The sequence below is a fragment of the Sphingomonas sp. RS6 genome (assembly GCF_054489705.1).
This window is the reverse complement of the sequence record NZ_JBTMWM010000001.1, coordinates 235994-250551: the sequence shown is the minus strand read 5'-3', so window position 1 is coordinate 250551 and position 14558 is coordinate 235994. Positions and strand designations below refer to the sequence as shown.

The 14558-nt window shown below is 67.2% G+C and carries 15 protein-coding genes and 1 tRNA gene; 12 read left to right on the top strand and 4 right to left on the bottom strand.

From position 1 onward, the window contains the following. Positions 1-5: 5 nt before the first annotated feature. From ACX40Y_RS01240 to ACX40Y_RS01225, 4 genes are read left to right on the top strand one after another with little or no spacing between them, the layout of a single operon-like run. Positions 6-1730, top strand: a complete 1725-nt coding sequence (locus tag ACX40Y_RS01240) for an ATP-binding cassette domain-containing protein (RefSeq protein ID WP_459117710.1) — start codon at positions 6-8, stop codon at positions 1728-1730. After that, complete coding sequence (locus ACX40Y_RS01235) at positions 1727-2860, top strand: ABC transporter permease (RefSeq protein WP_459117709.1); 1134 nt, start codon at positions 1727-1729, stop codon at positions 2858-2860. The genes ACX40Y_RS01240 and ACX40Y_RS01235 overlap by 4 nt, the downstream gene beginning before the upstream one ends. Then, positions 2860-3963, top strand: coding sequence for an ABC transporter permease (locus ACX40Y_RS01230; protein ID WP_459117708.1), 1104 nt, complete (start codon positions 2860-2862; stop codon positions 3961-3963). Before ACX40Y_RS01235 ends, ACX40Y_RS01230 begins: the two co-directional genes overlap by 1 nt. Positions 3964-3965: 2 nt before the next feature. Then, on the top strand, positions 3966-5369 hold the full coding sequence (locus ACX40Y_RS01225; RefSeq protein ID WP_459117707.1) for an efflux transporter outer membrane subunit: 1404 nt from the start codon (positions 3966-3968) through the stop codon (positions 5367-5369). Positions 5370-5382: 13 nt separating this feature from the next. Here ACX40Y_RS01225 and ACX40Y_RS01220 read toward each other — a convergent pair whose 3' ends face one another. Then, positions 5383-6897 carry a PAS domain-containing sensor histidine kinase gene (locus tag ACX40Y_RS01220; RefSeq protein WP_459117706.1) on the bottom strand — a complete coding sequence of 505 codons (1515 nt, stop codon included), beginning with the start codon at positions 6895-6897 and terminating at the stop codon, positions 5383-5385. Positions 6898-7027: 130 nt separating this feature from the next. Here ACX40Y_RS01220 and ACX40Y_RS01215 point away from each other — a divergent pair, with 130 nt between their 5' ends. From ACX40Y_RS01215 to hslU, 8 genes are all read left to right on the top strand, one after another. Beyond that, positions 7028-7174, top strand: coding sequence for a hypothetical protein (locus tag ACX40Y_RS01215; RefSeq protein ID WP_459117705.1), 147 nt, complete (start codon positions 7028-7030; stop codon positions 7172-7174). A gap of 42 nt (positions 7175-7216) precedes the next feature. After that, positions 7217-8107 (top strand): ROK family protein, encoded by an 891-nt coding sequence (locus ACX40Y_RS01210; protein ID WP_459117704.1) that lies wholly within the window; start codon positions 7217-7219, stop codon positions 8105-8107. A 68-nt stretch (positions 8108-8175) separates the two neighbouring features. Further along, positions 8176-8252: transfer RNA gene (locus ACX40Y_RS01205), tRNA-Pro, on the top strand. 478 nt (positions 8253-8730) lie between these two features. Then, the gene (locus tag ACX40Y_RS01200; protein WP_459117703.1) at positions 8731-9432 is read left to right on the top strand and encodes a hypothetical protein; all 702 of its coding nucleotides are present in this window, start codon (positions 8731-8733) and stop codon (positions 9430-9432) included. A gap of 24 nt (positions 9433-9456) precedes the next feature. Beyond that, a complete protein-coding gene (locus tag ACX40Y_RS01195) occupies positions 9457-10260 on the top strand; it encodes a hypothetical protein (RefSeq protein WP_459117702.1) in 804 nt (267 codons plus the stop codon). Between the two features lie 17 nt (positions 10261-10277). After that, positions 10278-10928, top strand: coding sequence for a cupredoxin domain-containing protein (locus ACX40Y_RS01190; RefSeq protein WP_459117701.1), 651 nt, complete (start codon positions 10278-10280; stop codon positions 10926-10928). A gap of 84 nt (positions 10929-11012) precedes the next feature. Beyond that, positions 11013-11567 (top strand): ATP-dependent protease subunit HslV, encoded by a 555-nt coding sequence (gene hslV, locus ACX40Y_RS01185; RefSeq protein ID WP_459117700.1) that lies wholly within the window; start codon positions 11013-11015, stop codon positions 11565-11567. Between the two features lie 56 nt (positions 11568-11623). Then, positions 11624-12916 carry an ATP-dependent protease ATPase subunit HslU gene (gene hslU / locus ACX40Y_RS01180; RefSeq protein ID WP_459117699.1) on the top strand — a complete coding sequence of 431 codons (1293 nt, stop codon included), beginning with the start codon at positions 11624-11626 and terminating at the stop codon, positions 12914-12916. A 6-nt stretch (positions 12917-12922) separates the two neighbouring features. Here the strand turns inward: hslU and ACX40Y_RS01175 are convergent, their stop codons facing one another. From ACX40Y_RS01175 to ACX40Y_RS01165, 3 genes are read right to left on the bottom strand one after another with little or no spacing between them, the layout of a single operon-like run. After that, the gene (locus tag ACX40Y_RS01175) at positions 12923-13327 is read right to left on the bottom strand and encodes a hypothetical protein (protein ID WP_459117698.1); all 405 of its coding nucleotides are present in this window, start codon (positions 13325-13327) and stop codon (positions 12923-12925) included. Positions 13328-13365: 38 nt separating this feature from the next. Then, positions 13366-14100: a hydroxyacylglutathione hydrolase gene (gene gloB, locus ACX40Y_RS01170; RefSeq protein WP_459117697.1), complete on the bottom strand. Its 735-nt coding sequence runs from the start codon at positions 14098-14100 to the stop codon at positions 13366-13368. 7 nt (positions 14101-14107) lie between these two features. Further along, positions 14108-14542, bottom strand: a complete 435-nt coding sequence (locus tag ACX40Y_RS01165; RefSeq protein ID WP_459117696.1) for a VOC family protein — start codon at positions 14540-14542, stop codon at positions 14108-14110. Positions 14543-14558 lie beyond the last annotated feature (16 nt).

Below are 14558 nucleotides of genomic sequence, written 5' to 3'. Positions count from 1 at the left end.
TCCGGGTGGACGCCCCGCTCGCCTCGACGGACCGGCTGGTCAAGCGCTTCGGCGCGATCACCGCGCTCGACGGCATTTCGATGCAGATCGTGCCGGGCCAGGTCACCGGCCTGGTCGGCCCCGATGGCGCGGGTAAGACCACGCTGATCCGCATCCTCGCCGGGCTGATGGCGCCTGACGACGGTCGGGTCGAACTGCTCGGCGCGGCGCCCGGCCAGCGCCTCGACGAACTCGGCTATATGCCCCAGCGCTTCGGCCTGTACGAGGATCTCAGCGTCCGCGAAAACCTCACCCTCTATGCCGAGGTGCGCGGCCTGCCCCGCGACGAGCGCGAGGCGAGCTTTGCCCGGCTGCTCGAATTCACCGATCTCGCCCGCTTTCAGGATCGACTGGCGGGCAAGCTGTCCGGCGGCATGAAGCAGAAGCTCGGCCTCGCCTGCGCGCTGGTCCGCACGCCACGCGTGCTGCTGCTCGACGAGCCGGGTGTCGGCGTCGACCCGATCTCGCGGCGCGAGCTATGGGCGATGGTCGGCGAATTGACGGGGCAGGGGATCGGCGTGCTTTGGTCAACCGCCTATCTCGACGAGGCGGAGAAGTGCGACACCGTCTATCTGCTCAACGAAGGGCGGCTGCTGTTCGATGGCCCGCCAGGCGATCTCACCGGCCGCGTCGCCGATCGTGTGTTCGGCGTCACCGGCTTTCGTGAGCGGCGGCGGCAGTTCCTGACGCACGCGCTCGATCGCGACGACGTGATCGATGGTACGATCCAGGGCCGCTCGGTGCGCCTGCTGATGCGCGAGGGCGCACCGCCGCCCACCGCCGAGACGCTCGACGCCGCTGGTGGGCGGGTGGTGCCGGTGGCGCCGCGTTTCGAGGATGGCTTCATCGAACGGCTGGGCGGCGGCCCCAGCGGGACGAGCGCGCTCGCCGAACGCTATCGCACCATCCCCGCCAACGACGCGCCGGCGATCGAGGCAAAGGGGCTTACCAAGCGCTTCGGCGATTTCACCGCGGCGCGCGACATGGCCTTTGAAATTCCGCGCGGGCAGATTTTCGGCCTGCTCGGCCCCAATGGCGCGGGCAAGTCGACCACGTTCAAGATGCTGTGCGGCCTGTTGACGCCCAGCAGCGGTAGCGGCGCGGTGGCGGGCTATGATCTTCGCCGCGCGCGCGCCGATGCGCGCAGCTCGCTCGGCTATATGGCCCAGAAATTCTCGCTCTATGGCGATCTCAGCGTGCGGCAGAATCTCGATTTCTTCGCCGGCGTCTATGATCTGCGCGGCACCCGCGCCCGCGCCGCGATCGACGCGATGATCGAGACGTTCGAGCTCGGCGATCGGCTCGACGCCAATGCCGGCGGCCTGCCGCTCGGCTTCAAGCAGCGGCTGGCGCTCGCCTGCGCGGTGATGCACGAGCCGCCGGTGCTGTTCCTCGACGAACCGACCTCGGGCGTCGATCCGGTCACGCGGCGCGAATTCTGGATGCACATCAACGGGCTTGTCGAAAAGGGCGTGACCGTGCTGGTCACCACCCATTTCATGGACGAAGCCGAATATTGCGATCGCGCGACGCTGATCTACCGCGCCGAACAGATCGCCACCGGCACCCCTGACGAACTCAAGGCCCGCGCCGCCCAGCTGACCGACGCCAGCGACCCGACGATGGAGGATGCCTTCATCGCCCTGATCGAGGCGTTCGACCGCGAGCGCGAGGGGCGCGCGGCAGCATGACCGGCATCCGCTTCTCGCCCCGCCGCGTCACCGCGCTGGTTACCAAGGAGACGGCGCAGATCGCCCGTGATCCGTCGACCTTCCTGATCGCGTTCGTGCTGCCGATGATCCTGTTGTTCCTGTTCGGCTATGCGGTGTCGCTCGACACCACGCGGACGCGCATTGCGCTGGTGATGCAGGATTCGAGCGCGCCCGCGCTGCGGCTGGCACAGGCATTCCAGCATTCAAGCTATTTCGACGTGACGATGGCGCGCGCGATCCAGCCGGTGCGCGACCAGATGGTCGAGGGCAAGGTGCGTGCGATCATCGTCATCCCCGCCGATTTCGGCCGCGGCGTCGCGAGGGGCAGTGCGCCGCCGATCCAGATCATCGCCGATGGCTCGCAGCCCAATACCGCCAATTTCGTCGCCTCCTATGGCGAGGGCGTCCGCCAGACCTGGGCCGAGGCGGAGGGGCTGGCGCGCAATCCGCGTGCCGCCGCCGCGCCGATCAGCCTGTCGCCGCGCTTCTGGTACAATCCCGAACTCAAGAGCCGCTATTTTCTCGTCCCCGGCTCGATCGCCAATGTGATGACGATGATCGGCACGCTGCTCACCGCGCTGGTCGTCGCGCGCGAATGGGAACGCGGCACGATGGAGGCGATGATGGCGACGCCCATCAGCATGGCCGAATTCATCGCCAGCAAGGTGATCCCCTATTTCCTCCTCGCGCTCGCATCGATGGCGCTCTGCACGGTGATCGGCGTGTTCGTGTTCGGCGTGCCGTTTCGCGGATCGGTGTTCGCGCTGTTTGCCATCGCCTCGGCGTTCCTGATGCCCGCGCTCGGGCTCGGGCTGTTCATCTCGTCGGCGACCAAGAACCAGTTCGTCGCCAGCCAGGTGGCGTTGCTCTCGGCCTTCCTGCCGACCTTCCTCTTGTCGGGATTCATCTACGAGATCGGCTCGATGCCCTGGCCGATCCAAGCGCTCACCTATCTGGTGCCCGCACGTTACCTGATCCCGTGCCTCGAATCGGTGTTCCTGGCGGGCGACCAATGGGGGCTGATCCTGCCCAATATCGGCATCATGCTGCTGTTCGGGCTCGGTTTCTTCCTGCTGTCGTTCCGCGTCACCCGGCGGAGTCTCGACTGATGGGCCGGCTCTGGGCAATGATCGTCAAGGAAATGTGGGCGGTGCTGCGCGATCCCAAGTCGCGCGTGGTGCTGTTCGTGCCGCCCTTGATGCAGCTGTTCATCTTCACCTTCGCGACGACGCTCGACGTCAAGAATGTCGACATCGGCCTGCTCGATCTGAGCAGCGGCGCGCATTCGACCGAACTGGTCAGCCGGATCGCGGCCAGCCCGCGCTTCCGCCACATCGTCCCGCTCGCCAATACCTATGCGCTGCGCGAAGCGATCGACGATCAGCGGGTGATCGCAGCGGTGGTGATCGAACCCGATTTCGATCGCGACGTCGCGGCCGGCCGGCCGGCGACCGTGGGCGCGGTGCTCGATGGCCGCCGATCGAACGCGGCACAGATCGTCAGCGGCTATCTCGCCCAGATCGCGGGCGGGGTGGGGGCCGATCTTGCGCCCCGGTCCGCCGGCGGCGGGGGCGGGGGCAGCATCGTCACCAACTGGTTCAATCCCAGCCTCGACTATATCTGGTTCACGCTGCCGTCGCTGGTCGCGATCATCACCTCGGTCGCGGGGCTCGCCGTCACCTCGCAGTCGATCGCGCGCGAGCGCGAACTGGGGACGTTCGACCAGCTGATGGTGTCGCCGCTGCGCGTCCATGAAATCCTGATCGGCAAGATGGTGCCGCCCTTCGTGATCGGGATCATCAACGGCAGCGTCTATCTGGTGGTCGCGCCGCTCGTGTTCGGCGTGCCGTTCACCGGCGCCTATTCGCTCTTCTTCCTGTCGCTGGGGATGTACATGCTCGCGCTGATCGGCATCGGCATGTTCGTCTCGGCGCTGTCGCAGACGCAGCAACAGGCGTTTCTCGGCGTGTTTCTGGTGACGACGCCGCTGATCCTGCTGTCGGGCTATGCCAGCCCGATCGAAAACATGCCGCCCTGGCTGCAGGTCGTGACCTATCTCGATCCCGCCCGCTATTTCCTCGATATCGTCCAGGGCCTGTTCCTGAAGGCGATGCCGGCGACGGCGGTGTTCCACCAGCTCTGGCCGCTGGCGCTGATCGCGTGCGTGACGCTTTCGACCTCGGCCTGGCTGTTCCGCGCCCGCATGGAGTGACGATGCCCCGCCTGATCCCCCTTTTCCTCGCCGTCACCGCGCTCGCCGGCTGCACCGTAGGGCCGGAGTATCGGCCGCCCGCGCCGCTGCCCGGCGCCGGTGCCGACTGGATCGAACCCGGCGCGCCCGGTGCGGTCGATCTCGCCTGGTGGCGCGCGTTCGGCGACGAGCGGCTCGACGCGCTGGTCGCGCAGGCAATGGCCACCGCCCCCGATGTCCGCGAGGCGGAGGCGCGGATCGCCGAGGCGCGCGCCAATCGCGACGCGGTTGCCGGCGGCCGCCTGCCCACGCTCAGCGCCAGCGGCTCGGCGACGCAGAACCGGTTGAGCCAGAACGGCCAGCTGCCGATCGGCCGCATCCCCGGCATCGACCGCGATTTCGGGCTGTTTGATCTCGGCTTCGACGCAAGCTGGGAAGTTGATCTCTGGGGCCGTCGCACCCGCCAGACCGAGGCCGCCGACGCTCGTGTTGAATCAGCCACCTATGCCCGGCGCGACGTCACGCTGACGCTCGCGGCTGAGGTCGCGCGCAGCTATTTCGACCTCCGCGCCGCCCAGGCGGACATCGCCACCGCGCAGGCGCTGGCCGACGCTGCTGCCGATCTCGCGCGGCTCACCCGGCTGCGCTTCGACGCAGGCGAGGCGAGCGCGATCGAGGCGGCGCAGGCCGACGCTTCGGCGCGCACCAGTGCGGCGGCGGTGCCGGCGGCCCGCACCCGCGCCGCGGCGGCGGCCTATCGCATCGCCGCGCTGCTCGGCATCGCGCCGGAGACGGTGGTGCCCGGGCTGATGGCGCCGGCGCCGCTGCCCGCCAGCCCCGATACGATCCTGGTCGGCGTCCGCTCCGAACTGCTCCAGCGCCGACCCGATGTCCGCCAGGCCGAGCGCACGCTGGCCGCCGCCACCGCCGATATCGGCGTCGCCACCGCCGATCTGTTCCCGCGCTTCAGCCTCACCGGCGGCTTCGGCCAGCAGGCGCGCAAAATCGGCGATCTCGCCTCGGGGGACAGCACGCGCTTCCAGATCGGGCCGAGCTTTTCCTGGCCGATCTTTTCCGGCGGCACGGTGCGCGCGCAGATCCGCGCCGCCGATGCCCGCGCCAATCAGGCCGCCGCCGCCTATACCAGCGCCGTCGCCGGGGCACTGTCCGACAGCGAGGCGGCGATCAACCGCTTCCTCGCCGCTCGCACCGCCGAGCAGGAAGCCGTTGCCGCGCTCGCCCGCGAGCAGGCGGCGTTCACGCTGAGCGAAACGCGCACCGCGCGCGGCGAAGACGATCGGCTCGCGCTCGCCCGCGCCCGCCAGTCGCTGCAATCCGCCCGCCAGCGCGCCGACAGCGCCCGCACCGAAACCGGCCAGGCGGCGATCGCGCTCTACAAGGCGCTGGGCGGCGGCTGGTCCGACTGAGCGCCGCGCGTGCTCAGGCCGCTTCGTCCTGCTGCGCGGAGAGCAGCGTGAAGCAGAACATCGCCCCGCCGCCGGGTGCCCGCTCCACCCAGATCCGCCCGCCATGCGCCTCGACGATCGTGCGACAGATCGAGAGGCCCAGCCCCATGCCGTGTTCTTTGGTGCTGGCAAAGGCCTGGAACAGCCGCGACTGGATCGCCGGGTCCACCCCCGGGCCGGAATCGGCGACATAGATGCGGATCATGTGGTTCGCGGCAACATCGGTGCCGATCGTCAGCTGGCGGCGCGGGCTTTCCGCCACCGCCTCCACGGCATTGCGGATCAGGTTGACCAGCACCTGCTGGATTTGCACCCGATCGCACAGCACCGCGCCCGCCGCCGGATCGATCCGATATTGCGCACTCACCCCGCGTTCGCGCGCGCCGATCAGCGCCAGCCGCCCCGCCTCGTCGATCAGCTGCGGCAGGTTCTCGATGCTCTTGTCCACCTCGCCGCGTGAGACGAACTCGCGCAGCCGCCGGACGATATGGCCAGCGCGCAGCACTTCCTTGCCGGCGCTTTCCAGCATCTCGCTCACCATCGTGCGGGTTGCCGGATCGTCGTCGCGACCGACCAGCGCCCGCCCTGCCTGGACATAATTCGCCACCGCGGTCAGCGGCTGGTTGAGCTCATGCGCCAGCGTCGACGCCATTGTGCCCATCGCCGACACGCGCGAAACGTGCAGCAGCTCGGACTGGAGTTCCTTCAATTGCACTTCGGCGCGCTGTTCGGCGGTCAGGTCGCGCAGAAAGCCGGTGAAGATCCGCCGGCCGTCGCTCACCACCTCGCCGACCTGAAGCTCCAGCGGAAAATCGGTGCCGTCGCGCCGCCGCCCCATCACGATCCGGCCGATACCGATCACCCGCCGCTCGCCGGTCGTCAGATAACGCGCCAGATAGCCGTCATGGTGATGCGCGTCGGCGGCTGGCATCAGCATGCTGACATTGCGGCCGATCACATCGGCTTCGTGCCAGCCGAACAGCCGTTCCGCCGCCGCGCTGAACGACAGCATGATGCCGCGCTCGTCGATCACGATCATCGCCGTCGGGATCGTGGCCAGGATCGATCGCAGGTGCAGCGCGCTCCCCTCCAGCGCCGTTTCGGTCGCCTTGAGATCGGTGATGTCGCGCCACACTTCGGCGAAGCCGATCAACGTGTTGTCCGCCCGCAACAGCGCCGTCAGCTGCACATCGGCCAGAAATTCGGACCCGTCCCGGCGGAGCCGCCAGCTTTCCATGGTCACGCGGCCATTCGCTCTCGCCTCGGCTCGGTCCCGCACGGGCCTGCCCTCGGCAATATCGGCCGGCGGATAGAAATCGTCGTGCCGGGCGCCTCGCAGCTGATCCGGCGTGGCGTCGGCCATCAGTTCGATACCGCGATTCCAGCTGACCACGGCGCCGTCCGCATCGAGCATCATGATACCGCGATCGACGGTTGCGTCGATCAGCAGCGCCATTGCTTCGGCATCGTGGCTCGGCCGCGAAACCATCGTCTACTCCAAGCGAACAACAACCGCAGGATGCGAAAATCTGACCGTCAGCACAAGCAAATTGGAGCGATTCGAATACCGTAAAACCACCATATTTTGACTCCGGTCAATATATCGAGCGCGCTTTTGCATGATGATGCAGAATTTCATGGAGGTGGCTATGCTCGATATCATCGGCGGAAATTTTCTGTACCTCGCGCTCGGCGCCATGGGATTGTTCACGGCGGCGCTGCTGTTCGTCAGCCTGACCGATCATTCGCCCGCCGACGATCGCTGATACGGCTTCCCCAAAGCCGCGAGGCACGCTAGCGCGCTTCGCATGGCAAGCCAGATCTCGATCGCCGGCCTCGAACTGGGCGGCACCAAATGCGTAGCGACCCTGGGCAGCGGACCTGACGACGTCCGCGAACAGCATGTCGTGCCCACCACCGATCCCGTCACGACGCTGGCGGCGCTGGAGGCGGTGCTCGACGGCTGGCGTTTCGATGCGATCGGCATCGCCAGCTTCGGCCCGATCGAGCTCAATCCGGCGCGGCCCGATTTCGGATCGATCACCGCGACGACCAAGCCGGGCTGGAGCGGCACGGATATCACGCGCCGGCTCGCCGCGCGCTATGCCCGCCCGCTTGCGATCCAGACTGACGTCAACGGCGCCGCGCTGGCGGAGGCGCGCTGGGGCGCCGCCCGCGGGCTCGCCGCGCACGCCTATATCACCATCGGCACCGGCGTCGGCGTCGGGCTGGTGGCGGGCGGGCGCCCGATCATGGGCTATTCGCACGGCGAGGCGGGGCATATGCGGTCGGCCCGCGCGCCGGGAGACGATTTCGCCGGCTGGTGCCCGTTCCACGGCGATTGCGCCGAAGGGCTGCTCTCCGGCCCGGCGCTGGCCGCCCGATTCGGCCGGCCGGGCCATGAAGTGGCCGACGATGCGCCCGAATGGGATTTCTTCGCCCATGATCTCGCCGCGCTGCTCCACAATCTGATCGTGGCACTCGCGCCCGAACGCATCGCGATCGGCGGCGGCGTGATGACGAAGCGGCCGCAACTGTTCCCGGCGGTGCGCGCCAAGGTCGCCGAAAACATCGCCGGCTATGGCGCGCTCACGCCCTATTGCGCCGAACTCGAAACGCGCCTCGGCCCGCCGGGGCTCGGTGACATGGCGGGTCCGCTCGGTGCGATTGCGATGGGGCTCGAAGCGCTCGGCAGCTGAAAATATCGCCGAACGTGCGTCTGCGCTTGCATCGCGAGCGCAAGCGTCATAGAGGGCGCACCCTCGGTCGGGGCGTAGCGCAGCCTGGTAGCGCATCACACTGGGGGTGTGGGGGTCGCAGGTTCGAATCCTGTCGCCCCGACCAGTCTAACCACACCATCCACGCTCATTCACGAATAACCGCCGCGCGCATTCGGCGTGAATGGCGCCCCTGCCCATTGTCGTGCCAGCGCAAGCTGGCATCGCCCGCAGCCGCACGACAAAGCGTGCATCGTCGCCCGATCGAACGGGGGGCGTCACGCCCAATCGACAAGCGCACGACTGGATTGCGACCGAAGCGGCAGCGATGGCGGATTCGTCCAATAGGGCGCTCGTCCTCGCGCGTATAGCTCTGTCTGCACCGGATGAGGGGCATGCCGGTGCCCAAAGGACGATGCCGGAACCGCAGGATCGCCGCGCCGACGCGAGCTGATCTCGGGATTGCCTGCGCAATAGCCGGCCGCACCCGATCGAACGGGAATCGAGATGCGATGCGAACCGGCCGTGCGCCGGGAGCGGCCCTGTGCCGATCGCGTGCGTGCCGATCCGCTCGCCCGGTGCCCGAACCGCAATGGAGATGCACGATGAGTCTCACTCAGGGCGAGGCCGTGTTCGCGAGTGTGCATGAAACGGCGATCAACGATCTGGTCACCGCCTTCTGCACCGCACGCCCGCATTATCTGGCCTATGGGTCGCCCGCCTTCACGCCGGTGACCACCGTTTCCGAAACGCGCATGGACGCGATCGCCTTTCCCGGTGTCGCTGGCGGCATCCAGTGGCGCCTGCGCATGTCGATCCCGCGGATCGACCTGTTCAAGCAGACGATGAACCTGCCGCCCGAACTCGCGCTCGGCCCCGGCCAGTTCGCCGCCCGGATCGATGCCGAACTCTGCATCGAATGCCGCAAGCTGCGCATCGATCCCCGCCCGCCGCGCCCGGGCACGGGCGGGAAGGACGATCAGCCGCCGCGCGGCGATGACAAGCATCCGCTCAGCGAGCTCACCTGCTTCAAGCTTTCGGTGTTCGCGCTCGGCCATATCGAACATGTCCTCACCGCCAACGGCAAGGACGGGATCGCCTTCGCCGTCGATGCGGTCGAGATCGTCGACATCAAGCCCGACGAGCTCGAATCCTTCCTCGAATGCCTGATGTTCATGATCCTCCAGGCAGTGCTGGCCAATGTCCGCCTGCCGCTGGAGGCGCTGCGCGCCGGCGCGTTCCAGCTCGTCCCCACCGTCGGGCCGCTGATCGAGGACGATCAGATCAAGGCACGCGGCATCGTCTGACACCCCAATCACAGGAGAACCGCCATGGCGGAGATAATTGCGGCCGTCGACGAGACCGCCGCCAACAAGCTGGTGGATACGGCCATCGCCCTCGTTCCCACCCAGTCGAAAAGCGGTTCGGGCAGCCTCGGCCCGTTCGTCGCCAGCTATGCCGTCTCGGCCGATCTGGTCAGCGGCAATGTCGATCTGATCGCGCCGGACATCATTCGCGTCGTCGATCTGCGCGCCAACTGGCACGCCGATCTCAGCATCGGCATCGATCTCAGCACGATCCTGCCCGATTTCTGCCTGCCGCAGGTGTGCGTGAACATCCCGTGCGTCGGGCGCGTCTGCACACCGCGCATCTGCATCGATTGGCCCACCATCTCGGTGCCGGTGTCGTTCGGCGACTTCGTCAAGACCACCGCCGACTTCAAGCTGGTGATCAGCCTCAGCGGCGGGGTGTGGAAGGTCGAGGCGGAAATCGCTGGTGTGCCCAATCTGCAATTTGGGCCGACAACGGCCGGGCTGCTCGTCGTCATCGGTGCGGCGATCACGCCGATCCTGCTGGCGATCCCGTTCATCGGGCCGTTCCTGGCACTCGCGGTCAACACGATCCTTGCGCTGATCGGCATCGCCGGACTCACCGGGCTGCTCGGGCCGATCATCGGGCTGTTCATCACCGGGCTGCGCATCCCGATCTATCAGCAGAACCAGCTGTTCGAAGTGCTGCCGGCGACCAGCGCGGTCGATCCGGCGGTCCATGTCACCATCGATGCGATCACGGCGAGCGTGCAGGCGAGCGACGAGGACGAGCTGGTCCTCACCGCCGACATTTCGCCGGCCTGAAACAGGGGAGAGAAACGATGTACAACGAACTCGACAGCCGCGCGCTCGGCCGCGCGGATTGCTATGGCCAGCGCTTCATGCGGCCCGGCGACTATGCCTATGCGGTGGTGCCGGGCCATGCCCAGGCGATCGGCACCGATTTCCCGCACGTCATCCATGTCCGCGAGGACAAGGCGGCGGGCGAGATGCAGACGCATCACCTGCGCGTGCAGCCCCAGGCGCGCGGCTTCGCCGTGGCGCCCGGCACGCTGACGATCGGCGTGGGTGACATGGTGTTGTGGAATGGCGGCGGCACGGTGCCGTTCGCAGTGGTCGGCGACCAAGAATTCTTCAACAGCCACCGGATGGTCAACGAATGCGGCTACAGCCACGCCTTTGGCAAGGCGGGCGACTATCACTGGCGCGATGCGTTCGGCAGCGGGATCGAAGGGATGGTGCATGTCCGCGATCCCGAATGCGGCGACGAAAAAGCGCTGCGCCGCTGGCGCGAGCAGCTGGCCGAGGGGCAGCTGGTGATGATCGCCGATGGCAAGGTCGATCGGCCGAAGCTGGAGATCATGACCGGGCAGACGGTGTTCTTCGCGATGGTCAAGACGCCGGGCATCTCGATCACCGATGTGCGGCTGCTGGAAAAGCATTTCCATTTCGATCGCTGCGCGGCGGCGTGAAATCCGGGGCGCGGCGGGCAGGGCGGTAGCCCGCGCGCCGCGCCCCCCTTTGCACCCTCGCCCGGGCAACCCATATGCGGGGCCATGAGCGACAAGAACAATGCGTGGCACGGCACGACGATCCTCTCCGTGCGCAAATCGGGCAAGGTGGTGATTGCGGGCGACGGCCAGGTTTCGGCCGGCAACACGGTGATGAAGCCCAACGCGCGGAAAGTGCGCCCGCTGGGCGACGGCAAGGTGATCGCGGGCTTTGCCGGTGCCACCGCCGATGCCTTCACGCTGTTCGAACGGCTCGAATCGAAGCTGGAGCGCCATCAGGGCCAGCTGCTGCGCGCTGCGGTCGAACTCGCCAAGGACTGGCGCACCGACAAATATCTCCGCAACCTCGAAGCGATGCTGATCGTCGCCGACAAGGATGTGACGCTGGTGGTGACCGGCAATGGCGACGTGCTCGAACCCGAAGGCGGCGTCGCCGCGATCGGCTCGGGCGGCAACTTCGCGCTCGCCGCCGCACGCGCGCTGGTCGACTATGAAAGCGATGCCGAAACGCTCGCGCGCAAGGCGATGAAGATCGCTGGAGACCTCTGCGTCTACACCAATGACCGCCTGACCATCGAAACGCTCGAAAGCGCAAGCTGATCGCGCACGAGTGTGAACTTCACAAACTTAGCTGCAAAAAGAACCCCAGACATCCGATGAACCAGACCCTGACGCCCAAGACGATCGTCGCTGCGCTCGACGCCCATATCATCGGCCAGAAGGACGCCAAAAAGGCGGTGGCGGTGGCGCTGCGCAACCGCTGGCGCCGCCAGCAGCTCGCCGCCGAGCTGCGTGACGAGGTGACGCCGAAGAACATCCTGATGATCGGGCCGACGGGCTGCGGCAAGACCGAGATCAGCCGGCGGCTGGCCAAGCTCGCCGACGCGCCGTTCGTCAAGGTCGAGGCGACCAAGTTCACCGAGGTCGGCTATGTCGGCCGCGACGTCGAACAGATTGCCCGCGATCTGGTCGAGGAGGCGATCCGGCTCGAAAAGGATCGCCGTCGTTCGGCGGTGAAGGACAAGGCCGAGGAAGCGGCGATGGGCCGGCTGCTCGATGCGCTGACTGGCAAGGATTCGAGCACCGCAACCCGCGAGGCGTTCCGCCAGCGCTTCAACGAGGGGCTGCTCGACAATACCGAAGTGGAGATCGAGGTCGAACAGACGCCGCACATGCCGTTCGACGTTCCCGGCGGCGCGCCGCAGATGATCAACCTCTCCGAAATGATGAAGGGGCTGACCGGCACGCCGCTCAAACGCCGCAAGCTCAACGTCCGCTCGGCCTGGACCAAGCTGGTCGAGGAAGAGGCCGACAAGCGGCTCGACCAGGACGAGGTGAGCCGCGTGGCGCTGGCGGATGCCGAAGCCAACGGGATCGTCTTCCTCGACGAGATCGACAAGATCGCCGTGTCCGACGTGCGCGGCGGATCGGTGAGCCGCGAGGGCGTGCAGCGCGATCTGCTACCGCTGATCGAGGGGACGACGGTCGCCACCAAATATGGGCCGATGAAGACCGACCATATCCTGTTCATCGCCTCCGGCGCGTTCCATGTGGCAAAGCCCAGCGACCTGCTACCCGAATTGCAGGGCCGCCTGCCGATCCGAGTCGAGCTGACCGCGCTGACCGAGGAGGATTTCGTCGCCATCCTGTCCGACACGCGGGCGAGCCTGGTGCAGCAATATGCGGCGCTGCTCGGCACCGAAGGCGTAACGATCGACTTCGCCGAGGATGGCATCCGCGCGGTCGCCCGAATCGCGGCCGAGGTGAACGCCCAGGTCGAGAATATCGGCGCGCGCCGGCTCCAGACCGTGATGGAAAAGCTGCTCGAGGAAGTTAGCTTCGACGCCGAGGATCGCCAGGGCACCCACCTGACGATCGACGCCGCCTATGTCGACAAGCAACTCGCCGGCATCGCCCGCAACACCGATCTCAGCCGCTATGTGCTGTGAGGCGGCTCAGTCGGTCTTTTTGCGGGTATAAGGCGTGAACTTGCCGAACCGGCAGTTTGCGCTGGGCACGATCATGCCGGGCTGGAGGACGCGAAACAGGTCGTTGCGGCACAGCTGGGTGCCGCGCATCTCGACGATCAGCGTCGCATAGGGCGCCAGCGAGGGGCAGGCGGCGACCAGATCGTTGCGATAGACCCGCCCGGCGAGCCGATAAATGATGGTCCGCTCGTCGATCACCTGGGGACCGTCTGCCATGCCGGGGCTGATACAGTCCTGCGGCTTGCTGGGCAGCCGATCGCCCAGCGCGTCGGCCAGCTCGCGCTGCGCCTTCGCGTCGCGGGACGCCTGGTATTCGGCATTGTGCGTGCAGCCCGCAACCGCGACTGCCGTGATGAGCCATAGACGCCGCATTTTGCCTCTCCCTGTCGATATCGTCCTTCAGCTACGCATCAGCCGGCAAAACTATCCTTCGCGGCGCGGCGCTCGGCAAGCATTTCGACGCTGTCGGCGCGCATGAACGGATTGGTCGCGCGTTCAGCGCCGATCGTCGTCGGCACCGTCGGCTCGCCCGCTGCCCGCAGCCGCTCGACCTCGGCCAGCCGCTCGCGGATCGCCGCATTGTCGGGCTCGGCGGCGCGCGCATAGCGGCCGTTCGACAGCGTATATTCGTGCGCGCAATAAACGCGCGTCTCCGGCGGCAGCGCGGCGAGGCGCTGCATGTTGGCGAACATCTGCGCCGCCGTCCCCTCGAACAGCCGGCCGCAGCCCATCGCGAACAGCGTATCGCCGACGAACACGCAGCGATCGTCGGCCAAGTGATAGGCGATATGCCCAGCGGTATGCGCGGGCACGTTCAGGACGGTCGCATCATGGGCGCCGATCGCCACCCGATCGCCCTCGCCGACCAGCCGGTCGGCGGTCGGGATCTTCGCGGCTTCCGCGGCCGGCGCGATCACGGCGCAGCCGGTCGCCGTCTTGAGTTCGGCGTTGCCGCCAGTGTGATCGGGATGCCAGTGCGTGTTCCAAATCGCCGTCAGCGCCCAGCCTCGCTCGGCCAGCGCTGCCAGCACCGGCGCCGCCTGGGCGGGATCGACCACGATGGTCTCGCCGCTGGCGTCATCGTGCACCAGCCAGACATAATTGTCGGCGAGCGCGGGGATGCGGACGATCTGGAGTTCGCTCATCGCTGGGTCACCACTCGCCGGTGTTCGGCATCGAAGCCCAGGGCTCCTGCGGCGGCAGATGGCCGTTCTGGAGCAGCTCGATCGAGATCTTGTCGGGCGTGCGGATGAACGCCATGTGGCCGTCACGCGGCGGGCGATTGATCGTCACGCCGGCATCCAGCAGCCGCTGGCAGGTTTCGTAGATGTCGTCGACCTGGAAGGCGAGATGGCCGAAATTGCGGCCCCCGCCATAATCTTCCGGATCCCAGTTGTGGGTCAGTTCCACCTCCGCCCGACCGCGCCCGGTTTCGGGATCGATATCGGCGTCGGCGGCGAGATAGATCAGCGTGAAGCGGCCCTTTTCGCTCACGATGCGGTGGGTTTCCTTCAGGCCCAGCAGGTCGAAGAACCCGATCGTCGCGTCCGGATCGGTGACGCGGATCATGGTATGGAGATATTTCACGCGCATGCACTCCCTC

Excerpts from the sequence above, each read along its gene's own strand:
- ACX40Y_RS01235 (WP_459117709.1), top strand. The coding sequence starts at position 1,727 with ATGACCGGCATCCGCTTCTCGCCCCGCCGCGTCACCGCGCTGGTTACC.
- ACX40Y_RS01230 (WP_459117708.1), top strand. The coding sequence starts at position 2,860 with ATGGGCCGGCTCTGGGCAATGATCGTCAAGGAAATGTGGGCGGTGCTG.
- ACX40Y_RS01225 (WP_459117707.1), top strand. The coding sequence starts at position 3,966 with ATGCCCCGCCTGATCCCCCTTTTCCTCGCCGTCACCGCGCTCGCCGGC.
- ACX40Y_RS01220 (WP_459117706.1), bottom strand. The coding sequence starts at position 6,897 with ATGGTTTCGCGGCCGAGCCACGATGCCGAAGCAATGGCGCTGCTGATC.
- ACX40Y_RS01215 (WP_459117705.1), top strand. The coding sequence starts at position 7,028 with ATGATGATGCAGAATTTCATGGAGGTGGCTATGCTCGATATCATCGGC.
- ACX40Y_RS01210 (WP_459117704.1), top strand. The coding sequence starts at position 7,217 with ATGGCAAGCCAGATCTCGATCGCCGGCCTCGAACTGGGCGGCACCAAA.
- ACX40Y_RS01200 (WP_459117703.1), top strand. The coding sequence starts at position 8,731 with ATGAGTCTCACTCAGGGCGAGGCCGTGTTCGCGAGTGTGCATGAAACG.
- ACX40Y_RS01195 (WP_459117702.1), top strand. The coding sequence starts at position 9,457 with ATGGCGGAGATAATTGCGGCCGTCGACGAGACCGCCGCCAACAAGCTG.
- ACX40Y_RS01190 (WP_459117701.1), top strand. The coding sequence starts at position 10,278 with ATGTACAACGAACTCGACAGCCGCGCGCTCGGCCGCGCGGATTGCTAT.
- hslV (WP_459117700.1), top strand. The coding sequence starts at position 11,013 with ATGAGCGACAAGAACAATGCGTGGCACGGCACGACGATCCTCTCCGTG.
- hslU (WP_459117699.1), top strand. The coding sequence starts at position 11,624 with ATGAACCAGACCCTGACGCCCAAGACGATCGTCGCTGCGCTCGACGCC.
- ACX40Y_RS01175 (WP_459117698.1), bottom strand. The coding sequence starts at position 13,327 with ATGCGGCGTCTATGGCTCATCACGGCAGTCGCGGTTGCGGGCTGCACG.
- gloB (WP_459117697.1), bottom strand. The coding sequence starts at position 14,100 with ATGAGCGAACTCCAGATCGTCCGCATCCCCGCGCTCGCCGACAATTAT.